The organism is Flavobacterium collinsii, assembly GCF_946903285.1.
Classification (GTDB): domain Bacteria; phylum Bacteroidota; class Bacteroidia; order Flavobacteriales; family Flavobacteriaceae; genus Flavobacterium; species Flavobacterium collinsii.
The window spans coordinates 2,684,729-2,709,054 of the sequence record NZ_OX336425.1; the positions used below are offsets into that span (position 1 = coordinate 2,684,729).

The 24,326-nt window shown below is 34.9% G+C and carries 25 protein-coding genes; 11 read left to right on the plus strand and 14 right to left on the minus strand.

Annotated elements, in window-relative coordinates; genetic code table 11:
- Window positions 1–145: 145 nt before the first annotated feature.
- The 5 genes from OGZ34_RS11070 to trmD form a co-directional block, all read right to left on the minus strand.
- Window positions 146–2,368: an NADP-dependent isocitrate dehydrogenase gene (locus OGZ34_RS11070; RefSeq protein ID WP_263363063.1), complete on the minus strand. Its 2,223-nt coding sequence runs from the start codon at window positions 2,366–2,368 to the stop codon at window positions 146–148.
- Window positions 2,369–3,130: 762 nt separating this feature from the next.
- Complete coding sequence (gene rplS / locus OGZ34_RS11075; protein WP_017495434.1) at window positions 3,131–3,481, minus strand: 50S ribosomal protein L19; 351 nt, start codon at window positions 3,479–3,481, stop codon at window positions 3,131–3,133.
- A 302-nt stretch (window positions 3,482–3,783) separates the two neighbouring features.
- Window positions 3,784–4,914, minus strand: coding sequence for an agmatine deiminase family protein (locus OGZ34_RS11080; RefSeq protein WP_263363064.1), 1,131 nt, complete (start codon window positions 4,912–4,914; stop codon window positions 3,784–3,786).
- 113 nt (window positions 4,915–5,027) lie between these two features.
- On the minus strand, window positions 5,028–5,852 hold the full coding sequence (locus tag OGZ34_RS11085; protein WP_173967028.1) for an AraC family transcriptional regulator: 825 nt from the start codon (window positions 5,850–5,852) through the stop codon (window positions 5,028–5,030).
- A gap of 102 nt (window positions 5,853–5,954) precedes the next feature.
- A complete protein-coding gene (gene trmD, locus OGZ34_RS11090) occupies window positions 5,955–6,635 on the minus strand; it encodes a tRNA (guanosine(37)-N1)-methyltransferase TrmD (protein WP_263363065.1) in 681 nt (226 codons plus the stop codon).
- Window positions 6,636–6,916: 281 nt separating this feature from the next.
- On the opposite strand from trmD, the gene OGZ34_RS11095 reads away from it, so the two are divergent.
- The 7 genes from OGZ34_RS11095 to OGZ34_RS11125 all read left to right on the plus strand — a co-directional run bounded on the left by OGZ34_RS11095 (window position 6,917) and on the right by OGZ34_RS11125 (window position 11,896).
- Complete coding sequence (locus OGZ34_RS11095; protein ID WP_263363066.1) at window positions 6,917–7,246, plus strand: hypothetical protein; 330 nt, start codon at window positions 6,917–6,919, stop codon at window positions 7,244–7,246.
- 115 nt (window positions 7,247–7,361) lie between these two features.
- Entirely contained in the window at window positions 7,362–7,817 is a 456-nt protein-coding gene (locus tag OGZ34_RS11100; protein ID WP_263363067.1) for a nuclear transport factor 2 family protein, read from the plus strand.
- A gap of 474 nt (window positions 7,818–8,291) precedes the next feature.
- On the plus strand, window positions 8,292–8,753 hold the full coding sequence (gene tnpA, locus OGZ34_RS11105; protein WP_263363068.1) for an IS200/IS605 family transposase: 462 nt from the start codon (window positions 8,292–8,294) through the stop codon (window positions 8,751–8,753).
- Between the two features lie 116 nt (window positions 8,754–8,869).
- Complete coding sequence (locus OGZ34_RS11110; RefSeq protein WP_263363069.1) at window positions 8,870–9,220, plus strand: cupin domain-containing protein; 351 nt, start codon at window positions 8,870–8,872, stop codon at window positions 9,218–9,220.
- Window positions 9,221–9,362: 142 nt separating this feature from the next.
- Window positions 9,363–10,508: an MFS transporter gene (locus OGZ34_RS11115; RefSeq protein ID WP_263363070.1), complete on the plus strand. Its 1,146-nt coding sequence runs from the start codon at window positions 9,363–9,365 to the stop codon at window positions 10,506–10,508.
- A gap of 51 nt (window positions 10,509–10,559) precedes the next feature.
- Window positions 10,560–11,492 (plus strand): peptidylprolyl isomerase, encoded by a 933-nt coding sequence (locus OGZ34_RS11120; RefSeq protein ID WP_173967021.1) that lies wholly within the window; start codon window positions 10,560–10,562, stop codon window positions 11,490–11,492.
- A gap of 92 nt (window positions 11,493–11,584) precedes the next feature.
- Complete coding sequence (locus tag OGZ34_RS11125; RefSeq protein ID WP_173967020.1) at window positions 11,585–11,896, plus strand: c-type cytochrome; 312 nt, start codon at window positions 11,585–11,587, stop codon at window positions 11,894–11,896.
- 110 nt (window positions 11,897–12,006) lie between these two features.
- On the opposite strand, the gene OGZ34_RS11130 is transcribed toward OGZ34_RS11125, so the two are convergent.
- The 3 genes from OGZ34_RS11130 to OGZ34_RS11140 form a co-directional block, all read right to left on the minus strand.
- Complete coding sequence (locus OGZ34_RS11130) at window positions 12,007–12,402, minus strand: GreA/GreB family elongation factor (RefSeq protein ID WP_263363071.1); 396 nt, start codon at window positions 12,400–12,402, stop codon at window positions 12,007–12,009.
- A gap of 328 nt (window positions 12,403–12,730) precedes the next feature.
- Entirely contained in the window at window positions 12,731–13,294 is a 564-nt protein-coding gene (locus OGZ34_RS11135) for a thioredoxin family protein (protein ID WP_263363072.1), read from the minus strand.
- 163 nt (window positions 13,295–13,457) lie between these two features.
- Window positions 13,458–14,351: an alpha/beta fold hydrolase gene (locus OGZ34_RS11140; protein WP_263363073.1), complete on the minus strand. Its 894-nt coding sequence runs from the start codon at window positions 14,349–14,351 to the stop codon at window positions 13,458–13,460.
- Between the two features lie 134 nt (window positions 14,352–14,485).
- Here OGZ34_RS11140 and OGZ34_RS11145 point away from each other — a divergent pair, with 134 nt between their 5' ends.
- Window positions 14,486–14,821, plus strand: a complete 336-nt coding sequence (locus OGZ34_RS11145; RefSeq protein ID WP_263363074.1) for a tRNA-binding protein — start codon at window positions 14,486–14,488, stop codon at window positions 14,819–14,821.
- 82 nt (window positions 14,822–14,903) lie between these two features.
- On the opposite strand, the gene OGZ34_RS11150 is transcribed toward OGZ34_RS11145, so the two are convergent.
- The 3 genes from OGZ34_RS11150 to OGZ34_RS11160 all read right to left on the minus strand — a co-directional run bounded on the left by OGZ34_RS11150 (window position 14,904) and on the right by OGZ34_RS11160 (window position 17,810).
- Entirely contained in the window at window positions 14,904–15,449 is a 546-nt protein-coding gene (locus OGZ34_RS11150) for an RBBP9/YdeN family alpha/beta hydrolase (protein ID WP_263363075.1), read from the minus strand.
- A 145-nt stretch (window positions 15,450–15,594) separates the two neighbouring features.
- Complete coding sequence (locus OGZ34_RS11155) at window positions 15,595–15,963, minus strand: PUR family DNA/RNA-binding protein (RefSeq protein ID WP_017495419.1); 369 nt, start codon at window positions 15,961–15,963, stop codon at window positions 15,595–15,597.
- A 68-nt stretch (window positions 15,964–16,031) separates the two neighbouring features.
- Window positions 16,032–17,810, minus strand: coding sequence for an ABC transporter ATP-binding protein (locus tag OGZ34_RS11160; protein ID WP_263363076.1), 1,779 nt, complete (start codon window positions 17,808–17,810; stop codon window positions 16,032–16,034).
- Window positions 17,811–18,014: 204 nt separating this feature from the next.
- On the opposite strand from OGZ34_RS11160, the gene OGZ34_RS11165 reads away from it, so the two are divergent.
- The 3 genes from OGZ34_RS11165 (at window position 18,015) to yajC (ending at window position 20,664) form a co-directional block, all read left to right on the plus strand.
- Window positions 18,015–19,121 carry a Glu/Leu/Phe/Val family dehydrogenase gene (locus tag OGZ34_RS11165; RefSeq protein ID WP_281922148.1) on the plus strand — a complete coding sequence of 369 codons (1,107 nt, stop codon included), beginning with the start codon at window positions 18,015–18,017 and terminating at the stop codon, window positions 19,119–19,121.
- 244 nt (window positions 19,122–19,365) lie between these two features.
- Entirely contained in the window at window positions 19,366–20,277 is a 912-nt protein-coding gene (nusB, locus tag OGZ34_RS11170; RefSeq protein ID WP_173967013.1) for a transcription antitermination factor NusB, read from the plus strand.
- Window positions 20,278–20,391: 114 nt separating this feature from the next.
- On the plus strand, window positions 20,392–20,664 hold the full coding sequence (gene yajC, locus OGZ34_RS11175) for a preprotein translocase subunit YajC (protein WP_173967012.1): 273 nt from the start codon (window positions 20,392–20,394) through the stop codon (window positions 20,662–20,664).
- A 329-nt stretch (window positions 20,665–20,993) separates the two neighbouring features.
- On the opposite strand, the gene OGZ34_RS11180 is transcribed toward yajC, so the two are convergent.
- From OGZ34_RS11180 to OGZ34_RS11190, 3 genes are all read right to left on the minus strand, one after another.
- Window positions 20,994–21,572, minus strand: a complete 579-nt coding sequence (locus OGZ34_RS11180; RefSeq protein ID WP_263363077.1) for a YdeI/OmpD-associated family protein — start codon at window positions 21,570–21,572, stop codon at window positions 20,994–20,996.
- A gap of 13 nt (window positions 21,573–21,585) precedes the next feature.
- Window positions 21,586–22,863 (minus strand): peptidase T, encoded by a 1,278-nt coding sequence (gene pepT, locus OGZ34_RS11185; RefSeq protein WP_263363078.1) that lies wholly within the window; start codon window positions 22,861–22,863, stop codon window positions 21,586–21,588.
- A 226-nt stretch (window positions 22,864–23,089) separates the two neighbouring features.
- On the minus strand, window positions 23,090–24,223 hold the full coding sequence (locus OGZ34_RS11190) for a formylglycine-generating enzyme family protein (RefSeq protein ID WP_263363079.1): 1,134 nt from the start codon (window positions 24,221–24,223) through the stop codon (window positions 23,090–23,092).
- Between the last annotated feature and the right edge of the window lie 103 nt (window positions 24,224–24,326).

Sequence of the window (24,326 nt, forward strand, 5' to 3'; positions counted from 1 at the left end):
CAGAACGTTTGTTAAACATTAGTTAAGAAAGATTTCTTTTTTTTTGAGATTCAAAGGTTTGGTTTAATTCAAAAAAAAAAGACAACTATTTAAAGTTGTCTTTTCTGTAGAGATATATTGCTAAGTCTCTTTATATTTAATTCGATTATTTTATTTGCGCAATAATTGAATTGAATGTTTCGCTAGGACGCATTGCTTTACTCACTAATTCAGGAGTTGGCTGGTAGTAACCACCAAGATTTTGTGGTTTTCCTTGTGCACCAATTAATTCGGCATCAATTTTAGCTTCGTTAGCTTCAAATTCAGCAGCAATTGGAGTGAAGATCGCTTTCAATTCAGCATCTTTGTTTTGAGCAGCCAAAGCCTGAGCCCAATAGTAAGCAAGATAAAAATGAGAACCACGGTTGTCAATCTCACCTACTTTACGAGCCGGAGATTTATCATTAGCAAGGAATTTATCATTGGCTTCGTCTAAAGTTTCAGATAAAACAATTGCTTTAGAGTTGTCTAAAGTTTGTCCTAAATGCTCTAAAGAAGCACCAAGCGCTAAAAATTCTCCTAATGAATCCCAACGTAAATAACCTTCTTCTGTAAATTGCTCAACGTGTTTTGGAGCAGAACCTCCTGCACCCGTTTCAAACAATCCACCACCGTTCATTAACGGAACGATAGATAACATTTTAGCTGAAGTTCCTAATTCTAAAATTGGAAACAAATCGGTTAAATAATCACGTAAAACGTTTCCGGTTACCGAGATAGTGTCTAAACCTTTGATGATTCTGTCTAAAGTAAATTCAGTAGCAGCAACTGGGTTTAAGATGCGAATGTCCAGATTTACGGTATTGTGATCTTTTAAATATTTTTGAACTTTTGCAATCAATTCTCTGTCATGTGCTCTGTTTTCGTCTAACCAGAAAACTGCAGGAGTATCAGATAAACGTGCTCTGTTTACAGCAAGTTTAACCCAGTCCTGAATTGGAGCGTCTTTTGCCTGACACATTCTGAAAATGTCATTTTCTTCAACGCTTTGCTCCATTAAAACAGTTCCTTTGTTGTCTGTTACACGAACAACTCCGTCAGCTTTCATTTGGAACGTTTTATCGTGAGATCCGTATTCTTCGGCTTTCTGAGCCATTAAACCTACGTTAGGAACACTTCCCATTGTTTTAGGATCAAAAGCACCGTGTTTTTTACAGAAATCGATTGTAGCTGTGTAAACTCCAGCGTAAGAGCGATCCGGAATAACTGCGATGGTATCCTGTTGTTTTCCTTCTTTATTGTACATCTGTCCTGATGTACGAATCATTGCCGGCATAGAAGCATCAACGATTACATCTGAAGGTACGTGTAAGTTTGTAATTCCTTTATCAGAGTTAACCATTGCCAAAGCAGGACCGTTTTCGATTGCTTTAGTAATGTCTGCTTCAACTTCGGCTTGTTCAGGTCTTCCTGCAATTTTTGCATAGATATCACCTAAACCATTTCTGGTGTCAATGTTTAATTCTGCAAATAAAGTCTCGTATTTTTTGAAAAGATCAGCAAAGTACACTTCAACGATAGCGCCGAAGATAATTGGATCTGATACTTTCATCATGGTAGCTTTTAAGTGTACCGAAAGTAAAACACCTTCTTTTTTTGCATCTGCAATAGCATCAGCAGCAAAAGCTTTTAATTTTTTTACACTTAAAACAGAACTGTCAATAATTTCACCTGCTTTAAGAGGAGTACTTGCTTTTAATACAGTAATTGTACCGTCTTTTGCAACGAATTCAATTTTTACATCATCAGCTTCTGCAACTGTAAGTGATTTTTCGCTTCCGTAGAAATCACCGTTTGGCATTGAAGCCACTTTTGTTTTAGAATCAGCTGACCATGCACCCATTGAGTGTGGATTTGCTTTTGCAAAGTTTTTTACCGCTCTTGGAGCTCTACGGTCAGAGTTTCCTTCACGTAAAACAGGGTTTACGGCAGAACCTAAAACTTTAGCATATTTTGCTTTAATTTCCTTTTCGGCATCATTTTGAGGATCTTCAGGGAAATTAGGAATGTTGTAACCGTGCGATTGCAATTCAGTAATAGCCGCTTTTAATTGTGGTACCGATGCTGAAACGTTTGGTAGTTTGATGATGTTAGCATCAGGTTGTGTAGCCAATTGACCTAATTCAGCCAAAGCATCTCCTGTTTTTTGATCAGCTGTTAAAAGCTCAGGGAAATTGGATAAAATTCGGGCAGCCAAAGAGATGTCTCTGGTTTCAATTGCAATACCTGCTGTAGACGTAAAAGCTTGAACAATAGGTAAAAAAGAATAAGTCGCTAACAATGGCGCCTCATCAGTTAAGGTGTAATAGATTTTTGAATTCTGTGTCATTTTTTTTTTTTTTTATAATCGTATCGTCAGAGAATGACGATGTAAAAGGTATAGTCGGCTCAGAATGAGCGGAGCAAATATAATAAAAACAGTCCGAAAACGGTGTAGTTTTCAGGAGAAATGCCGAAATTATCAGATTGTTATTTCGAGGTCTTTAAATTGTCAAATCGACGATTTTGGTATTAAAAAATTACAGTTTTGATGAATCACTAAGAAAAGTGAGCGATTCCGAAACAGAGAAACCTTTTCAGTTGTATAAAATCATTTTAGCGCTGTATTTTTGCATGAAAAATTGTACTTTTAATTTTCTCACGCAAACGGTTTCATTAGTCCGTTTATGGTTTCCAAGATTAAGCTGGTAAAATCTGTTTTTATCAGCGTTTTCGCTTTAGCGCATCAGTAAAATCAGTGTCTAATTTTGACGCGGATGAAACAGATTTACTTCGTAAAAACGCAGATAAAAACGGATTTTAATCCGTTGAAATGATGTATGTCGCGCAATCTGAGAAACCTGTTAGGTTTTAAAAAACTAACAGGTTTGGCGTCAACTAAAAGCTCTTATGAAAATGATTGTCCTAGCCCCGATAGCAGTGGAAATCCTTTTGTGTCCGCCGCGGCGGACACAAAAGATTACTTCGTCAGTTCGCTTCGCTCGTGTGAAACGAATAGCGGGATTAGCTCCTGAAAATTTTAAAAAACAGGCAAAAAAAAACTCGTTTCAAATGATATGAAACGAGTTTTTTATAACCAATAGATAAATGATTATCTTCTTTTATCTTTAATCTTAGCTTTTTTACCAGTAAGTTCTCTGAAGTAGAAAATTCTAGCTCTACGTACAGCTCCTTTTTTGTTGATTTCAATCTTTTGTAAAGCTGGTAAGTTTACTGGGAAGATACGCTCAACTCCAATAGCTCCAGACATTTTACGGATAGTAAAAGTTTCTGTGTTACCAGAACCTCTTCTTTGAATAACAACTCCTTTAAAAAACTGAGTTCTTGTTTTTTCACCCTCTTTAATTTCGTAGTAAACTGTGATAGTATCTCCAGCTCCGAAAACAGGGAAATCTTTTTTAGCAACGAATTCGTTTTGAACGAACTTTAATAAATCTGCCATGATAATTTTTATTATTGTTTATTTAGAGTAACATTCACGTATTTCGCCAGAGGTTAGTCTAATTCGGGTGCAAATGTAGAAAATAATTGTAAATTATGAATTATAAATTGTAAATTATTTTAAGTTGCTGATAAATTGAGGGTTAGGTTTTAGTCGCAGTTTTCAGTGGCAGTTTTCAGTGGCAGTATTCAGTCACAGTTTTATTGTGCTGATTATTGCTTATTATGATTGCTACTGAACACTGATGACCGAGACTGAAAGCTGAAAACCGCGACTGAACACTGAAAACTGCGACTGAATACTTATTTTGGCTGCTGTTGCGTCACACAGTGGATCATTCCTCCATTAGCGTACAAATTACGAACGTCGATACCAATTACCTTTCTGTTAGGATACAAGCTTTGAATCAATTGATTGGCAACCGCATCATTAGGATCATTGTAATTAGGAACCAATACAACCGTGTTTCCAATATAGTAATTAACATAAGAGCCTTTGTAGCCTAGTCTTTTTCCATATGTCGTTACCACTTTGTTTTGAGTCAAAGGCAGTTTTAGGAAATTGTATTTTTTTCCTTTTAAATCTTTTGAATTGTACAAAGTAGGAATGTCTCCTTCTGGTACTTCCCAGTACAGTAAATCATCTTCACTCATCGTCACAATGGTATTGTCATTACCAAATCGTGCAAACCCATCAATGTGCATGTCAGTAATTTCTTTTCCTGCTTTTCCGTTAAGCCAGATGAAGTTAGACACTCCTAAATATTTTTTAAAAATGGCTTCAGCTTGTGCCTGGCTCATTCCAGGATTACGATTTGAGTTCAGAATAGAGCTTTTCGTAGCTAATAAGGTTCCTTTTCCATCTATTTCTACAGCTCCGCCTTCGTTGATCATGATCGCATTTAAATCTACAACAGTTGTATTTTGATCTGCGGCAATTTGTGCAGGTATGGTGTTGCAATTTCTAAAATCAGCTTTTTCTCCCCAGCCATTAAAGCCCCAGTCCTGAATTACCAATTGGTTGTTTTTGTCTTTTACATAAATAGGACCATTATCTCGTACCCAAACATCATCCGTTTTATAGATTTTAAAATCGATAGCAGAAAGAGAAACTCCTGCATTTTGTAATAAAGTTGTAATTCTGTTCTTTTCGTTGGTATTATAAGCAACGATATGCACCTTTTCACTTGTCGACAGTGATTTCGTCATGGCAACCCATGTAGCATCCAAATCATCTCTATAGTTAATACCATATTGATATTGGTGTGGCCATTGCAGCCAGGTTCCTTCATGCGGAGCAGATTCTTCAGGCATGGTATACATAATCTCGCTTTTAATTGATTCAGTTGGTTCGTTTGGTGTTGCAGACATTCCGTCTTCCTGGCAGGAAGTGAACAAAGGAAGTAGTACTATTGGTAAAAATAATTTTTTCATCTTAATATAAGTTTGTTGTGAATTAACTTGTTTAGTGTCATTTTGTTACTAGTATTTTGACGGTACAAATGTATTTCTAAAACACAATCCGGCAGTTGTCCAAAATGGACAAATCAAATAAGCGGAATAAAAATCGCTGTGAGATAGTCGGATTCGTTATCACAATTGTCGCTGGTTTTCAGGTATTGTTCAATAACAGGCAAATGTGAAAGTTCAAAATCATGGGTTAGAAACCAGCCACCAAAGATTTGATTATACGTTTCTTCAAGGGTGTGGTAGCTTCCATGGTGAAAAAAGCGAGCATATTTGCCCCCAAAAATTTGCTTCTTTGGAAGGTTTTTAAGAACAGCAGTTGTCGCAATGCAGGCTTCGTAAGTACAATTTATTTTTTCGGTAATTAAAATGTCATCCGTTATAACTCCGAAGAAGTGAGCATCAGTTTCAGGAAATTCATTTTTTAAAAGAGTGTCCCAAAGATTTTCTATTTCGGGATTAATATAATGTGTTTTAGAGCTAAGATAATAAACAGCTGTTTCCGGAATTACAAGTATTTCAGGCTTTAAAAAGGAGGTGAAAGATTGAAGAATACCCGTGTCGTTAAGTAAAAGCTCTTTTTGATTTCGGGCTAGTGAAGGAGCGCAGTCGAAATGTTTTTTGAAGGTTTTTGAAAAAGACTGTACATCGGCAAAACCTACTTCAAGTGCAATTTCTGAGATTTGTTTGTTGGAGTAGATCAGTTTTTTGTAACCGTTTTCTACTTTCAATCGGGTTTGATAAGCGCCGATAGTTTCATTAAATAAAGAATAAAAAATGCGTTGCAAATTCCTGTAGGAGTAGCAGGAAATGTCCTCCAGAGAATTTATTGAGATGATTTGATTGTAATTCATCTCAATATAATTCCGTGTATTGTAAATATGTTTCAGATTAAAATCGCTCATTTTTTAGCTTTTAGAAAGAAGTAACAAAAAAGATAACGATAATTACAGCTTTCAAGTATGATGGAGAAGAATCACTAAAAATAAATGAGGAGGGAATATTTTTTATTTTTCTTCCAATAAATCCGGACGTCTGTTTTTAGTATGTTCGTATGCCATATCCTCACGCCATTTGTCAATTTTAGCAAAATGACCGCTTGTTAAAACTTCAGGAACTTTCCAGCCTTTATAATCTGCCGGTCTTGTATAGATAGGACCTGAAAGCAGATTGTCCTGAAAACTGTCAGTCAATGCTGAAGTTTCGTCGCTCAAAACACCGGGAATCAATCGGATCAAAGCATCAGATAAAACCAAAGCTCCCAATTCTCCACCGGATAATACATAATCGCCAATTGAAATTTCTTTCGTAATAAAATGATCACGAACACGCTGATCTACCCCTTTATAATGTCCACAGAGAATGATAATGTTTTCATACATCGACATCGTATTGGCCATTTTTTGATTTAGAGTTTCCCCGTCAGGCGACATATAGATAATTTCATCGTATTCGCGTTGGCTTTTTAAATGCGTGATACAGGCATCAATGGGCTGAACGGTCATCACCATTCCGGCACCTCCGCCAAACGGATAATCGTCAACACTTTTTTGCTTGTTTGTTGTGTAATCACGCAAATTATGAAAATGAACTTCCACTAAACCTTTGTCTATGGCACGTTTCATAATCGAAGCCTCAAACGGACTCTTTAATAATTCAGGTAAAATTGTAATAATGTCAATTCGCATTTTTTTTCTTCAATAGTTCTAAGGTGCAAAGATACAAAGTTAATTTTTGTGAATTTTCAAGATTTGAAAATGACAGAAAATAATTAAAAGTTTTTAGTGAAAGAGTTTATAGCGAGAAGGTTATAGTGTTTGTTGCTGTATAAGTGTTTGTTGTACGGTTAAATAGATGATGATTATATAACATAATATATCTTAAATGTAAAAAAAAGATGCCTAATTTTAACTAATATTACAATTCAATTGTTTGATTTTGTAAAGAGATACTTAAAAATAAAACCTCCATGAAAAAGCTACTCGTATTAACTGCTCTATTGATTTTACAAGCATGTTCAACCACTAAAAATGCAAATGATCAATGGATTGGTCAAACAAAAAAAAATATTATTAAGATGTGGGGACCGCCTATACGTACTTTACACAATTCAGATCATGGGGAAATATTGATTTATGCGGAACAAGTGTATGTTAATGCAAATACTAATGAAGGCACCAGAATGGCTGGTTCAAATTACTGGAACTATACCTACATCTATACCCATAAGAATGGAGAGATCTATTTGTACAAAACAGATAAACAGCAACAACCACCTCAAACAATTGCTGTAAAATAAGCTGATTTCTTGTTTTTTAAACGGAAATATTGAGAATTTATCATTTTGGTCAAAATCATTTGATTATATTTATGTCCGCTTTATGCTGATCTTTAGCAACTTAAAATGATAAATCATGAAAAAAACAGCGATGCTTATTGTGTCTTTTGTAATTATTTCCTGTCAGAATCAAAATCAATTAAAATCTATGGATACCACAAAAAACGAACAATTAATCAAACAGTATTTTGAGCATTTTAATAGCCACGATTGGAGAAAGATGTCTGAAATGTATACTGAGACTGCTGATTTTAAAGATCCTTCATTAGGGCCGGGGATTGTTAAACAAACCCGTAAGCAAATTGCGGATAAGTATGCAGAGCTTAATTCCGCTTTTCCGGATTTGCATGATAAAGTTGTTCAGGTTTATCCGTCTGGAGAGAAACATATTATTGTCGAGTTTGTTTCATCGGGTACAGCGCCTGACAATTCAAAATTTGAACTGCCGATCTGTACTATTTTTACAATTGAAAAAGGATTAATTACCAAAGATTTTACCTACTTTGATAATTTTGAAGAAGAGGAAAATTAAGGGCAGCTACTAACTGTAAAAGAGGTGTTGTCCCTACGGGACATTGTTGAGGATGGATTTACCGATATCTTGCTTCCGACGGAGCATTTTTTTTGCTTACTGTTTTTTTGCTCCTGACGGAGCATTTTTTTTTTTGATGATAATTAAATAAGTAAAAATAAATTGTGAGGAAGTAATATTTATTAGTAAAAATATTGTAGTTTTATTCTTTCATTTTATAATGTAAATGTAAAATAAAAATTGTTTATGTATCGCAAATCATTCCGTTAGGAATTACATGTCACTGGGATCAAATTATATATGATCTTCACATCGCACATTATTCCGTCAGGAATTACATATCGGTAGAATTGAAAGAATATGTGTTTTACACATCACAAATTATTCCGTTAGGAATTACATATCGGTAGAATTGAAAGAATATATGTTTTACACATCACAAATTATTCCGTCAGGAATTAAATATCGGTAATTATGGCAAACACATACACCCAAATACATATTCATTTTGTTTTCGCAGTAAAATTCAGACGTGCGTTAATAAACAAAGAATGGAAAGCAGAATTATATCAATATATAACCGGAATTATAAAAAATAATGATCATAAACTTCTGGCGATAAATGGTGTTTCGGATCATATTCATATTTTAATCGGGATCAGACCTGCGCAATCAATTTCCGATTTGATGAAAAATATTAAACAGGATTCCTCAAAGTGGATCAATACTAATAAATTGTCCAAAGGATATTTTCAATGGCAGGAAGGCTATGGAGCCTTTTCATACAGTAAATCTCAATTGACTGCCGTCATTAAGTATATTGAAAACCAAGAAGCGCACCACAAAAAGAAAACCTTGAAAGAGGAGTATATTCACTTTTTACAAAAGTCCGAAGTCGATTACGATGAAAGGTTTATTTTTAAAGAATTAATTTAGAAGTAAGCAATAAGAAAACAGATTAGCTTAAATTTGATAGAAATAGTTAGTGTGAAAAAACGCTAGCTGATATATAAAATTTACAAAGGATAGAAAGTTAATTAAACATATTGAAAATGCAGCATTTAAAAACAAGCAAAGAATTTATAAAAGGTGATGAAATCGAGTGGGAGGTTGTTGGTGAAGGAATCAAGCGTAAAATTCTTGCCTTTGATGAAAGAGTGATGTTGGTAAATGTTCATTTTGAAAAAGGGGGAATTGGTGTTTTACACGAACACTATCATTCACAGGTAACGTATGTTTCAAGTGGTAAATTTGACGTTACTATTAGCGGTGTAACCCAAACGCTAAAAGAAGGAGATAGTTTTTACATTCCGCCTCATGCCATTCACGGAGTGGTTTGTTTAGAAAGCGGACTTTTGACGGATGTTTTTAGCCCGATTAGGGAAGATTTTATAGAATCGTAATGTTTTAAAATTCAGTATAATTTTTAAAACAATAGACAGAATTGCCTTTGAACTTAGAAAAATTATAATTTTTTTAAAGTTTTGGTAATAATTAGATTGGTATTTTTGCAAAATGAATTTATCCAAAACGAATGTCTTATTTATGGCAGCTTGCACTGGACTTATAGTTGCAAATCTTTATTACTGCCAGCCTTTAATTGTTTTAATTGCCAATGAATTTAAAATTCCCGAAGCCAGTGCGGGAACAATAACTTATCTAACCCAGGCAGGTTATGCGATAGGATTGTTTTTTATGGTTCCGCTAGGCGATAAAATTGAACGAAAAAAACAAATTTTAATGACCACTTTTGCTTCTGTAATCGCTTTGATTATTGCGGCAACGGCAAAAAGTTTCTTTCTTTTGCAGGTGGCTTCTTTATTAATTGGAATTACTTCAATCGTACCACAGCTTATTTTGCCTTTGGCAGCTTCTTTAAGTGCACCGGAACAGCGTGGAAAAGTAGTAGGAACCATCATGAGCGGTTTGCTTGTTGGGATATTGCTTTCCAGAACATTAAGCGGGTTTATCGGTCAGTTATTGGGTTGGAGGTCTATGTTTTATATTGCTGCAGGAATCTGTTTATTGATCTTTTTTGTGATTCAGAATAAATTTCCGGTGAATAAACCTCAGTTTGAGGGAACTTACGGGCAGTTGATTCAGTCTCTTTTTACACTTATTAAAACACAGCCGGTTTTACGTGAAGCTACACTGATTAATGTGTTTAGTTTTGCACAATTTGGAGCTTTTTGGACCACTATGGTTTTACTGCTTTCCGGAGAACCATTCGGTTTTAACAGTGCTACAATTGGGCTTTTTGGAATTGTAGGGGCTTCAGGAGCTTTGGCAGCACCTTTAGTAGGGAAAATGGGAGACAAAGGAAACTCAAGAATTGCGGTAGGTTACGGTTGTTTATTGATCTTAATTAGTTTTCTGGTTTTTTATTTTTCGATAGAAAGTGTGATCGGAATTGCGATTGGAATCGTATTTATTGATATCGGAATTCAGGGAGTTCATATTTCAAACCAAACCAGAGTATATTCATTGCTTCCGGAAGCCAGAAACCGATTGAATACCGTCTTTATGTCATTTAGTTTTTTAGGAACAGCAGCCGGATCGGCTTACGGATTATTGCTCTGGAAATTGGGTGGATGGCACGCTGTAACCATTGGATGTGTTGGATTATCGGCACTGGCATTTACAGTTTATGGCCTAACTTACAAATCAAAGTCTAAAAAACAGAAAGCATAAATTGATATAAAATTAATTTGTAAATTTGCAATCAAATAAAAAATAACAACAATGGAAAACGGAATATACGCTAAATTCAACACTGGTAAAGGTTCGATTTTAGTAAAACTTGCACACGATTTAGCACCTGGGACCGTAGGGAATTTTGTAGCTCTTGCAGAAGGAAATATGGAGAATAAAGTAAAACCTCAGGGGCAAAAATTCTATGACGGATTAACTTTTCATAGAGTAATTCCTGATTTTATGATTCAGGGAGGATGTCCAAAAGGAACTGGAACTGGTGATCCTGGATATAAATTTGATGACGAGTTTCACCCAAGTTTAAAACACGATCGTCCAGGAGTTTTAGCAATGGCTAATTCAGGTCCGGCGAGTAACGGTTCTCAATTTTACATTACTCACGTTCCAACTTCTTGGTTAGACGGAAAACATACTGTTTTTGGTCATGTAATCGAAGGTCAGGATGTTGTTGATGCAGTGGCTCAAGGAGATAATCTTGAAGCAGTAGAAATCATCAGAGTAGGTGAAGAAGCTCAAAAATGGAATGCTATTGAAGCTTTTATAGCTTTAAAAGGAGCTCGTTTGAAGCGTGATGCTGCTTTAAAAGCAGAATCAGAAGCGAAAATGGAACAATTGGCTGCAGGTTTTGATAAAACAGACAGTGGTTTACGTTATAAAATGATTCAAAAAGGAGAAGGTAAGAAAGCTGAAGCTGGTAAAACAGTTGCAGTACATTACGAAGGTTCTTTAGAAAATGGAAAAGTTTTTGATTCATCTTACCCACGTAAAAAACCAATCGAATTCAGATTAGGTCAAGGACAGGTGATTGAAGGATGGGACGAAGGTATCGCTTTATTACAAGTAGGCGATAAAGCTCGTTTTGTAATTCCATCTGATTTGGCTTATGGAGCTGCAGGTGCAGGAGGAGTTATTCCACCAAACGCAACTTTGATTTTTGACGTTGAATTAATGGACGTAAAATAAGACTTTACAGCAATTTAGTATTGTTTTAAATAGTAATCCCATTCGCTAGCCGAATGGGATTTTTTTTATATTTACTTAAAAAAACAAGAACAATGAAATTAAGGATCTTAACTTTAACTGCTGTGACGTTGCTTTTGGTTTCGTGCGGTACTAAAAAAGCGGCTGAGGTTGCACCGGCTGCACCGGCTGTGACAGAGACAGTAAAAACTACAGAATTAACTCCTGCATTGGCGGAAGGTAAAAACTTGTACGAAAACAGTTGTGCAAGATGTCACAAACTATATGATCCGAAGAAATTTAGTCAGGAAGACTGGAAACCAATTCTGGTAAGAATGCAGAAAAAAGCGAAGGTAGATGATACTCAAATTGCCTTAATATCAAATTATATCACTTCTCAATTGTAAGAGGTCAGTGTTTTAGATTTATAAAAACTATTCAATATTAGATTGGATAGTTTTTTTTTGCTTAAAACTGAGCATAAAAAAACACCTTCACGCAGGAGGTGTTTAAAAAACTAAGAAATGCTTTCAGGTGAATTGCTAACGGCTGTTATTTTTAATGTTTTTATTCCGGCCGGTAATTCCCAATCGACAACATCATTTTCTTTAAAGCCAATAATAGCAACACTAAGCGGTGCTAAAATAGATATTTTTCCCTCTTTTACATCGGCAAAGGATGGGAGGACAATCTGAATCTTCATGCTTTTATTTGCTTTTACATCTTCAATAGTGACCTGCGAATTGATTCGTATAACGGTTTCGTCCAATTCACTTTCTTTACGGATAATGGCGCGGTCTAATTCTTGCGAAAGCTGTCCAATTTCTTTGGCATTTGTTGTGTTTTTACTTTTTAGTATCAATTCTCTTAAAAACTGATAATCTGTCTTACAGAATGTAGGGATTGGTTTCATATCGATTCTAATTTATTGTGATTTGAATGTTCGGAATTTTCAGATCCAGTTTATAATGAAAGTCATTAGCGGCGGCCTTTAAAAGGAGACTGCGATAGAAGACTACAAGTTGTAACTGAAAACTAATAAATAAATCCTCCGTCTGAGAGAAGAAATTGAAATAGACGGAGGCCTAATTGATAAAGGCCTTACTATGTGAAGTAAATACAGCAGTAAGCGTTCTTCTCATAAGAGAAAACGATAGCGAGGAAGCTGTAAATAGATTGATAGTAATCACTAGGAAAATAATTAATTGGATTGGTAAAGATAAGCAAACTTTTTGAAAACACTAAAGAGTTGTTTTCCATTTGATGTTACAGCCAATACTTGGTTTTTGAGGATCTTTTAAACTCCTGTTGTAAATAAGGGCATCAATAGCGCTACGAAGATCACTTCCGCTAAGCGGAATCCCATTCCCAGGTCTCGAATCGTCTAATTGACCTCTGTAAAACAGGTGATCCTGATTGTCAAATAAATAAAAATCAGGAGTACAGGCGGCTTCATAAGCTTTGGCAACGTCCTGACTTTCGTCATACAAATACGGAAAATCGATCTTATTCTGAAAAGCAAATTCAGTCATTAATTCAGGAGCATCTTGCGGATACTTTTCGATATCATTACTGGAAATCGCAATAACACCTATTCCTTGTACACGATAATCATTGGCAATCATTACAACCTCCTTGATAACATGAAGTACAAACGGACAGTGGTTGCAAATAAAAATAACCAAAGTGCCTTTTGATCCTCTCAAATCTTCAAATGAATAAACATTATTAGAATTGGTATCTCGTAATTTGAATCCAGGAGCAATTGTTTCAAGGGGAATCATATTTGAAGGAGTTCGTGCCATTTTGTAGAAATAAGTTCCTCAAAAATAGCTTTAAAATTCTGTAAAAGAAAGCGTATAGCCCTGTTTTTGATTTTTCACCACAGATTATACAATTTAAACAGCATTGCTGGCGAGCAGCTGGAAAATCATCAGAATTGTATTAATCTGTGGTAGTTGGAATAAATTAGGCGTTTAAAAAGTCTAACAAATCTTTGTTTAATTTATCTTTATGGGTGTAAAATAAACCATGTGGCGCGCCTTCATAAATAATAAAGTTATTTTCAGAAATGGCTTTGGCTGCTTTTTTTGAGGTAAGATCAATAGGCACAATTTTGTCATCATCACCATGGATAATTAAAGTAGGCACTTTTACAGCATCCAGCTCGTCCCTGAAATCAGTGAAAGAAAAAGATTCGGCACATTTTAACGTAGCACGCGGTGAAGCAAAAGAACACAACATTCTGTAGTATTCTAATAGGGGCGTGCTTAAAGGTCTGTTGATGATGTTGATACCAAAAAAGGTCTTGCCAAAATTATCAATAAAACCAATTCGGTCTTCTTTGATGGTATTTGCTGTAATTTCACTTTTCTCTTTCGGATGTCCGTCAGGATTATCATGGGTTTGTAATAAGAACGGAATGATAGAAGAAATTAATGCGGCTTTTGTAACGGCTTTACCACCATAACGACTAAAGTAGCGAACCACTTCACCACCGCCCATTGAGAATCCTACGAGAGTAACGTTTTCTAATTGAAGTTGCTCTATTATTTCTTTTAAATCATCAGTTAGCGTATCATAATCATAGCCGTCGTAAGGTTGTGATGACTTGCCAAATCCACGACGGTCATAAGCGATGACGCGATAATTATTCTGAACCAGAAAATCAATTTGATATTCCCACATTTCATTCGAAAGCGGCCAGCCATGAATTAGAATTACCGGTTTACCTTTTCCGTAATCTTTTACGTATAGCTTTATGTTTTTGGCAGTTTCTATATATTTATCGGTATTTAAAAGTTGAATATCAAAGTCAGAATCTCTAAGGGAGGTACTGTTATTTAGGGTGTTATTTTCCATTTTTATATTTTTTTTGCGTTAGCGTACCAATTTGATGCGTAAAGTTAGAAGCTACTCAAAAAAAGCAGTTATAGAATTAGGGATAATAATTACAAAATTAATAGGTTTGTAAATCATCAAATACTGAAGCAAAAATGGACTTAACCTGGAATGAATTTGAAAGAACAGATATGCGTGTCGGAACTATTATTGAAGTAAATGATTTCCCCGAAGCAAGAAAACCGGCCTATCAGCTTACGATTGATTTTGGTTCTGAAATTGGAATCCGTAAATCATCCGCCCAAATAACGACACATTATAAAAAAGAAGATTTGTTAAACCGACAAATTATCTCAGTAGTAAATTTTCCCAGAAAACAAATTGGAAAATTTATGAGCGAATGTCTGGTTCTTGGCGCCATAGGCAAGGAAGGAGATGTTATTTTACTCGCTCCTGATTTTAAAATAGAAAACGGATTAAGAATCGGGTGATTTCTTTTAGTCGCAGTTTACAGTTTCAGTTTACAGTCACAGTTTTCAGTATGCGACTGCAAACTGAGACTGCGACTGAGAACTATCCAATTTTCTCGATCAATTGTTCCAAAATCAATTGTCCTTCTTCCCAGTATTTTAAATCAGAATCAGAGTTGATGTGTCCTTTTTGTCCCACATTGACTAAATCACTTCCCCACATTTCGGCAAAATACTTTTTTCTTTCGAAAGTTGCGTAGGGATCGTTTTCACTTGCTACAACAACTGAAGGAAAGGGCAATTTTGAAATGGGCATTGGCGAAAAGTTCCGAATAGAATCGGGGGTATGTTGAGGTGAATCTACATCGGCAGGAGCTACGAGTAAGGCTCCAACAATATTTGAATTTTGGTTTGCCTGTGCCCAGTGCAGAACAAGTGAAACGGCTAAACTATGCGCTACAAGTACAGTAGGGCTGTTCAGTTTTGAAATTTCTTCGTTTAAGCGTTTAAGCCATTCCTCACGGATAGGTTCGTCCCACTCATCGTGAACAATTCGAGTTGCATTTTTGAACTTTTTATGCCAAAACGTTTGCCAGTGTTTGTCCCCGGAATTTCCAAGTCCAGGTAGAATTAATAGTTGCGTTTCCATTTCTGGTGTTTTTATAATAATATTTGAATATCGTCTCTATCGGACAATAAATAAATATCGACTAAAATGGTCGAGTTTAAAGATTTAAAAAAAGTCCAAAATGTCAAACAGAATGGACTTAAACTTTTAAAAAGTAATTTTTTGACTAAATATCGTCAAAATCAATATCGGTAAAACTGGTTCTTTGCCCTTCGGGTTTGTCAGAACCGTATTCTTTTTTGAAATCTTTTTGGTGTCTTTCAGAAATTACTTCTTCGCCTTTGTGGTTCAAGACGTACGAAGTCATTTCTTCTAGTATTTCGGCAAAAGCACTAAAGTCTTCTTTGTACAAGTAGATTTTGTGTTTTTTAAAATGAAAAGAACCATCCTCCTCAGTAAATTTTTTACTTTCGGTAATTGTGATATAATAATCGTCAGCTTTAGTAGCTCTCACATCAAAGAAATAAGTTCTTCTTCCTGCTCGTAATACTTTAGAAAAAATCTCTTCTTTTTCTAACATGTCATTTTCTCTCATAATACGTTCTATCATTTTTGGAATTAATAGTACTCAAAAATCATAAAAAATTATCGATTACGCAACAATTAAAGTAATTCTTTTTCCGAAAGTTGTTTTAAATATAACGATGCATAATAGCCTTCCTGATTTATTAATTGATTATGAGAGCCTTGTTGAATGATCCTACCGTCTTCCAGGATGATTATTTTATCGGCGTTCTTTGCAGATGATACCCGGTGACTTACTATAATTGTAGTTTTATCTTTACAAATTTCAAATAAATTGCTTAAAATCGTTTCTTCTGTTTCTGTATCTACTGCCGACAAACAATCGTCAAAAAGTAAAATTGCCGGATTTTTAATAATGGCGCGCGCAATAGACACACGTTGCTTTTGTCCACCAGAGAGAGTGATTCCTCTTTCTCCCAAAATCGTGTCGTATTGTTTGTTAAAAGCAATAATATTATCGTGAACTACCGCATTCTTGGCGGCCTCGATTACTTCTTCATCTGTAGCGTTCTGATTACCAAATTTTATATTGTTTTTAATAGTGTCCGAAAATAAAAAAGCGTCTTGTGGTACAATGCCAACATTATTTCGCAAATCATACAGGTTTAAACTGCTGATTTCGTTCTGGTCGATCGTGATTTTACCCTCGGTTACATCATACAAACGTGAGATGAGCGATAATATTGTAGATTTTCCGGAGCCTGTTTTTCCTAAAATGGCCAATGTTTCTCCTTTTTTGACTGTAAAAGTAACATTTTTCAGCGCCTCGATATTGGTGTCTTCATAGGTATAACTTACGTTTTCAAAGGCAATCGTGCCCTGAATGTCAGAATGATTTTCGTTTTTGTTTTTTATTTCATGCTCAATCTTTAAAAATTCGTTTAAACGCTTCTGTGACGCTTCTGCCTCCTGAACCATAGACGAAACCCATCCTAATGAAGCCACAGGCCAGGTTAGCATGTTTACATATAGAATAAATTCGGCAATAGTACCGATATTCGGAATCGTTCCGTTAATGTACATTACACCGCCAAAATAGATTACCACCAGATTACTGATTCCGATTAAGGCAATCATCAAAGGGCCAAATAGGGATTGAACTTTGGCTAAATCTAAACTCTTTTTTTTGCTTTCATCCGCCAAAGCGATCATATTGTTCTGGTGCTGATTCTCCAGTGAGTTGGCTTTTATAACTCGGATACCCGAAAAAATTTCCTGCGTAAAACTGGATACTTTAGATAAATATTGTTGAAAGGTGGTGCTTCTTTTATTGATTTCTGAACTTAGCTTGAAAATGCAATAGGAAAGAATTGGTAAAGGTAAAATAGTATAAAGTGTCAGTAATGGTGAAACATTATACATATATATAATGACAATGGCGAAACGAATAAAAGTATTGATAGTATACATTACTGCAGGGCCCACATACATACGAACTTTTGAAACATCTTCGCTAATACGGTTCATTAAATCTCCGGTGCGATTTTGTTTGTAAAAGTTCTGCGAGAGTTTTTCATACTGTTTGAAAACCTCATTTTTTAAATCAAACTCGATATGACGCGACATTACAATTAAAGTCTGACGCATTAAGAACGTTAGAAAACCGGCAACAATGGTAGTGGCTATGATTAGCAGTACGTTATGAATTAATCCTTCGCGGTAAGTATTGATAACTATTTGAGAAGTCTGATCGGCTTCGGGTAATTTATCAAACTTTTCAATGGCATTTAGCGACTTGCTAATTAACTTTGGAGTGAATAAAGAGAATATTTGTGCGATTATAGTGATTAAAATTCCTAAAGAGAAACTATATTTATATTTGATAAAATATTTGTTTAAATAACTTAATTCTTTCATTTTTTTAAGAGATTCAATGTTAAAATGTTTTGATTTTGTAAAATATTATGAATAAAAATTAATGTAATGTATAAATTTATCAAAACAAAACGATTGTTAGATTGTTATTTTAAAGATAATAAATTAGCACATGTATATTTTTTGTATAAATTTGAGAAGTCTTTTTGACAAATTCATAATTTTAACAAATAATATAGTAGCGCTATGGATGCAACTTTCGCAACTGGAAAAGAACTTCAAAAAATGGATCCTGTTTTTGGTCAATTGTCTTTTGACGATCACGAACAAATTGTATTTTGCAACGACAAAGATACAGGTTTAAAAGCAATTATTGGTATTCATAATTCGGTTATGGGACCAGCTTTGGGAGGTACTAGAATGTGGAATTACAATACTGAATGGGAAGCATTAAACGATGTTTTGCGTCTTTCAAGAGGTATGACATATAAATCTGCCATTACCGGATTAAATATCGGTGGAGGTAAAGCAGTAATTATTGGTGATGCTAAAACGCAAAAAACACCTGAATTAATGCGTAAGTTTGGTGAGTTTGTTCACTCCTTAGGTGGTAGATATATTACTGCTGAGGATGTTGGAATGGAAACAAAAGATATGGACACTGTTAGAGATGTAACGCCTTATGTTACGGGTATCTCTGAAGAAAGAGGTGGTTCAGGAAATCCTTCTCCAATAACAGCTTACGGTGTTTATTTAGGAATGAAAGCTGCTGCTAAAAGTCAGTTTGGTACTGATGTTTTAGAAGGTAAAAAAGTTTTAGTTCAGGGAATTGGTCACGTAGGTGAAGCTTTAGTAGAATATTTAACTAAAGAAGGAGCAATCGTTACAATTACTGATATCAATGAAGAGAAATTATATCAGGTAGCTTCAAAATACAATGCTTCAATCTATTCTGGTGAAGATTTGTATACAGCTGATGTTGATATTTATGCACCATGTGCTATGGGAGCAATCATTAATGATGCAACAGTAGATAAAATTAAAGCTAAAGTTATTGCAGGAGCAGCTAACAATCAGTTGGCTGACGAAAATATTCACGGAGCAAGATTGCAAGAAAGAGGTATTTTATATGCTCCTGATTTCTTAATCAACGCTGGTGGAATTATCAACGTATATGCTGAATTAGAGCATTACGGTAAAGCTGAAATCATGACAAAAACCGAAAATATCTATAATACAACTTTAGAGATTATCGATTACGCTGTGAAAAACGGAATGACAACACACAAAGCAGCGCTTACAATTGCTCAAAATCGTATCGATTTGAGAAGAATTGAAAACGCTAAAAAATAATTTTTTAAGTTAACAGTCTCAGTTTTTAGTCTCAGTTTCGCAAAAAGTGAAAACTGAGACTGAAAACTGAGACTTTTTTTATGCGGTTTCTAAATCACTGAAGACTGAGACTGAAAACTAAGACTTAACGAAATACTTTTTTACAAATTAATTTTAATATCAACTGCGAAATTCATACTTTTGCAGACTAATTTTTAAATGTTCTTACAAGGTGGTAAATAGAAGACACATACGCGTTAAAGTAATGCAATCCATTTATGCAATGCATCAAAGCGGTTCTGATAATATGGAAAAAGAAGAGAAATTTCTTTTTTACAGTATTGATAATATTCAGGATCTATATCTTATAATGCTTTCTTCATTGATTGAAATTTGCAAAAAAGAATCAGTTTTTTTACATCTTTCAAGTAAAAAACATCTTGCAACTGCTGCAGAACGTAATCCAAATGAAAAATTCGTAAAAAACAAAATTTTTCAACTTCTAGCCGAAAGCAACTCTCTTAGTATTGCTTTAGAAAATCGTAAAATCAACAACTGGAATCTGAATGATGATTATATCATTTTACTTTTAAATGATATTAAATCAAGCGAATTGTATGCTAAATACATGAGCACTACAACAAATACTTTTGAAGAAGACAGACAATTTGTGATTGATTTGTTTGCAGATGTAATTGTTCCAAATGAAAAATTATATGAGTATTTAGAGGATGATAAATTAACCTGGGTTGATGATATTCCTGTTGTAAATACGCATATCATCAAACAATTGAAGGCTATAAAAACTGAAGATCCGGATGATTTTAGAGTGCCTAAGTTGTACAAAGATGTTGAGGATAAGGATTTTGCTAAAGACTTGTTTAGAAGAACAGTTTTAAATGAATCGGTTCTGGCAAAAGAATATGATGATAAAACACCAAACTGGGACAGTGAAAGGATTGCTGAAATTGATACTATTATCTTGAAAATGGCAATTTGTGAGTTTCTGAAATTCCCTTCAATTCCAGTAAAAGTAACTCTTAACGAATATTTAGAAATTGCGAAAGAGTATTCTACGCCAAAAAGTAGTATTTTTATCAACGGAATTTTAGATAACCTTGTTAAAGAGCTTACAGCGAATAAAAAAATGGTTAAAGTAGGACGTGGGTTGATGTAATTGATACCGGATTTTTATAAATAAATTCTAAACTCTCGTTGATGACGTCGCTTCAGGTGAAGTTATGGGAGCTTAAAACGTAAATATTAATAACAAAAATAAAAACTGAATACTATGCAAGATTTGATGAAATTTGCGCCTTATTTACTAATGTTTGTAGTGTTGTATTTCTTTATGATCAGACCACAACAGAAAAGAGTAAAAAACGAAAAAGAATTTGAAAGCAGCCTGAAAGTAGGTGATAAAATAATTACTAAAAGTGGTTTTCACGGAAAAATCGTTGAACTTGCTGATACAAGTGCAGTAATTGAAACAATGTCCGGAAAATTAAAAATTGAGCGTTCAGCAATTTCTATGGAAATGAGTGCCGCTTTGAAAAAAGCTTAATTTTTTAAATTACAATATTAAAAATCCCAAATTCCAATACAGGAGTTTGGGATTTTTTTTAATTGTCATTTCTACTGAAAGGAGAAATCACACAATCCAATTCAGCAAAAGTAATCGCAATATTGTCATCCCGAGGAAGGAGGGATCTCCGTAAGAAACTCCACATAGTGATTCCTTAATCTTTGTCGAGCTGCTTTCGAAGATTCCTAGTTCCTAAATGACTCGTCTTTGCGTAAAAAAAACCGTTATCAAAGTTTTAAACTTTGATAACGGTTTTTTGTAGCTTGGAATTTGGAGTTTGGAATTTTTAAAAAATTGAAATTTACCTCCTATCTGTATTTATCATTCAGTCCGATGTTTTGTAATATCATCGGAATTACTTTTTCAATTCTTGAAAGTTTGGTTTTGTCCTGCTTAGCTGTTTCAATGTATTCGAGAAATTCATATTGCTTGTAAGCACTGAATTTCTGAAATGCTTCTGCTAAAGCGGGATTCTGAGCTGTTTCTTTTTGAAAAAGTTCAGAAACAATAGCTTCTTTTTTTGTGGGTTTGATGATTTTGCCTTGTTTTTCGTTCTCAATAGCTTCTAAAATATAGTCGAGAACGTCTGCTTCGTTTACTTCGTTTTTTGAAGTAAAACGCCATTGACGCAAAGATTTTGTTTTGTCTTCCTGAGCATTGATGAGCTTTTTTTTCTCATCTTTCAAAAAAACTCCATTAAAGAACCAAATCGTAAAGTACTCTTTAAAACCTCCTATGCCGATAACATTTTTTTTGTTGTAAACATAAACTGGGCCGCCCCATTTTACAGTTTCAATCAGTTCGGTCTTATCAATAATCGATTTTAGGAAAAGGAGTTCTTCTTCCCAGTTATTGACTTTGTCCCAAACGTGTTTTTTATCAGACATATTCCTTGTTAGTTTATTTTTTTCTTTTTGGCTTTTCAGGTGCGTCAAAAATGCCTGGAATTGCGGTTAATTCAGTAATTTTCACAATGACATCTGTCGCTTTTTGCATGCTTTCGGCAGGAACATATTCGTATTTTCCGTGAAAGTTATGACCGCCGGCAAATATATTTGGGCAAGGAAGTCCCATAAATGACAATTGAGACCCGTCAGTTCCGCCACGAATAGGCTTGATGATCGGTTTAATGTTTAATTCACGCATTGCTTTTTCGGCAATATCAACAATGTGTTTTACGGGAAGTACTTTTTCTTTCATATTGTAGTACTGGTCTTTTACTTCAGTAGTTACAATATCTTCTCCAAATTGTTTCGCAAATTTCTTGTTGATTTTTTTTGCAATTTTAGCAATTAGGTCTTTACGTTTTTCGAATTTTTTCTTGTTGTGATCGCGAATGATTAATTCTAAAACAGTTTCTTCAATACTTCCGGTAAGGTGGTGGACATGGAAAAAGCCTTCATAGCCTTTGGTTTCTTGAGGAGTTTCTCCTTTAGGAAGTTCGTTGATGAAATCGTTGGCAATCAACATCGAATTGATCATTTTTCCCTTGGCATAACCCGGGTGAACGCTTTTTCCTTTAAAGGTGATTTTAGCTCCGGCTGCATTAAAATTTTCATATTCTAACTCGCCAATCTGGCTTCCATCCATAGTATAGGCCCATGCAGCACCAAATTTTTTCACATCAAAATGATGCGCACCGCGACCAATTTCTTCGTCAGGAGTAAAACCAATTCTGATTTTTCCGTGTTTGATTTCAGGATGCTGAATTAAGTATTCCATCGCTGAGACAATTTCGGTAATTCCTGCCTTGTCGTCGGCTCCCAGCAAAGTAGTTCCATCTGTAGTAATAATGGTTTGTCCTTTGTATTGTAATAAATCCTTAAAGTAGTTTGGTGATAAAACAATGTTTTTTTCAGCATTTAAAAGGATGTCTTTTCCATCGTAATTTTCAACGATTTGAGGTTTTATATTGGCTCCGCTAAAATCCGGAGAAGTGTCAAAATGAGATACAAAACCAATTGTAGGAACTTCGTGATCAACATTAGAAGGTAATGTAGCCATGATATAGGCTTTGTCGTCTATGGTAACATCTGATAAGCCAATTGTTTTTAGTTCTTCAACTAGTTTATTGGCAAGATTCCATTGTTTTTCTGTGCTTGGCGTTGTCTTTGAATTTGGATCTGATTCAGTATCAATAGTTACATAACTAATAAAACGATCTATGATATGTTGCATTTTTTTTATTTTTAGGCAAATATAAGTAAATAGTTAAGCGTTGTAAAGCTCCAAATTATGAAAACTGTAAATTAGACTGAAAAAAGTTTACTAAAAATTTCACTGATCTGCATTGGATATTTAAAGTTAAAATCCAATTTCACTAGTTTAAATTTGTGAAATTGGATTTGTAAGAGATATGAGATGTGTTTTAATTTGTGCTAATTTGCTAGCTAAAAAAAAAAACTTATTTGACACATCTAAAGCCAATGTGGTTTGCGGGTGATTTGTAATCTCCTTTTCCTCTAGTGCCTACCATGTAGCGTGTGCAATACTGATCGGTACATAAAAAGGATCCGCCACGCTGTACTTTTTTAGGTAGGTTTGGTTCTCCGGGATCATAAGAAGATTCAGGACCCTGTGGGTTTTTGGCAACCTGGCCGTTTTCGCTTATTACTTTGTAATAGTCTGCAGTATACCAGTCGTTTGTCCATTCCCAGACGTTTCCTCCTATATCATAAAGACCGTAAGAATTGGGTGCAAATTTTGCAGTTGGCGCAATACCGATATAGCCATCTTCGCCGGTGTCTCCCTTTTCTATCGGAAAATGTCCCTGATATATGTTGGCCTGAAATTTTCCTTTAGGTTTTAGGGTGTTTCCCCAAGCATACAATTCGCCTGATTTCCCACCACGGGCTGCGAATTCCCATTCGGCTTCTGTTGGTAATCTTTTTCCGGCCCACTTTGCGTAAGCAGCAGCATCATCATAAGAAATTTGTACAACTGGGTAGCTGCCTTTTCCTTTTATAGAACTTTCGGCTCCTTCCGGATGTCTCCAGTCTGCACCGCGTACGTAAGACCACCATTGCATGTAGTTGTTTAAATCTACTTTGGCAGGAGTAGGGGTAAATACAGCCGATCCGGCAACAAGGTTTTCTAATGGCACATCCGGATATTCTTCAGGTGTAGGTTTTATTTCGGCAAAAGTGATATAACCGGTTGCTTTTACAAAAGCTTCAAACTGATCATTTGTAACTTCGGTTTTATCCATATAAAATCCATCTACATAAACGCGATGTATTGGGGCGGCATCTTTCGTGACTCCTTTTATGCTGCACAAGCTTTCGTCTTCAACATTGCTGCCCATAGAGAATTCTCCACCGGGAATCCAAACCATTCCTGCTGGAGCTTTACCGGAAGGTTTGTTTTTGTTTTCGATTGTTGGTTTGAATAATGAAACTTCTGCTGGATTCGGAGTTTCTGCACAATTCATTGCAGCTAATGTCTGTTTCGGCACAATAAGCTTTGTGTAGCCATAAGCAATTGTAATAACGAAGAGGATTAGGATTGCGAATATCCAGGCAGTTTTATTTTTCATCATAAGTGTTTTTATGGAGTATAGTAGTTGGGGTAAAATTAAGAATAAAGTTTAAAAGAGGATTTAATATAACTATATTTATTTTATAGAATTACTATTATTTTTT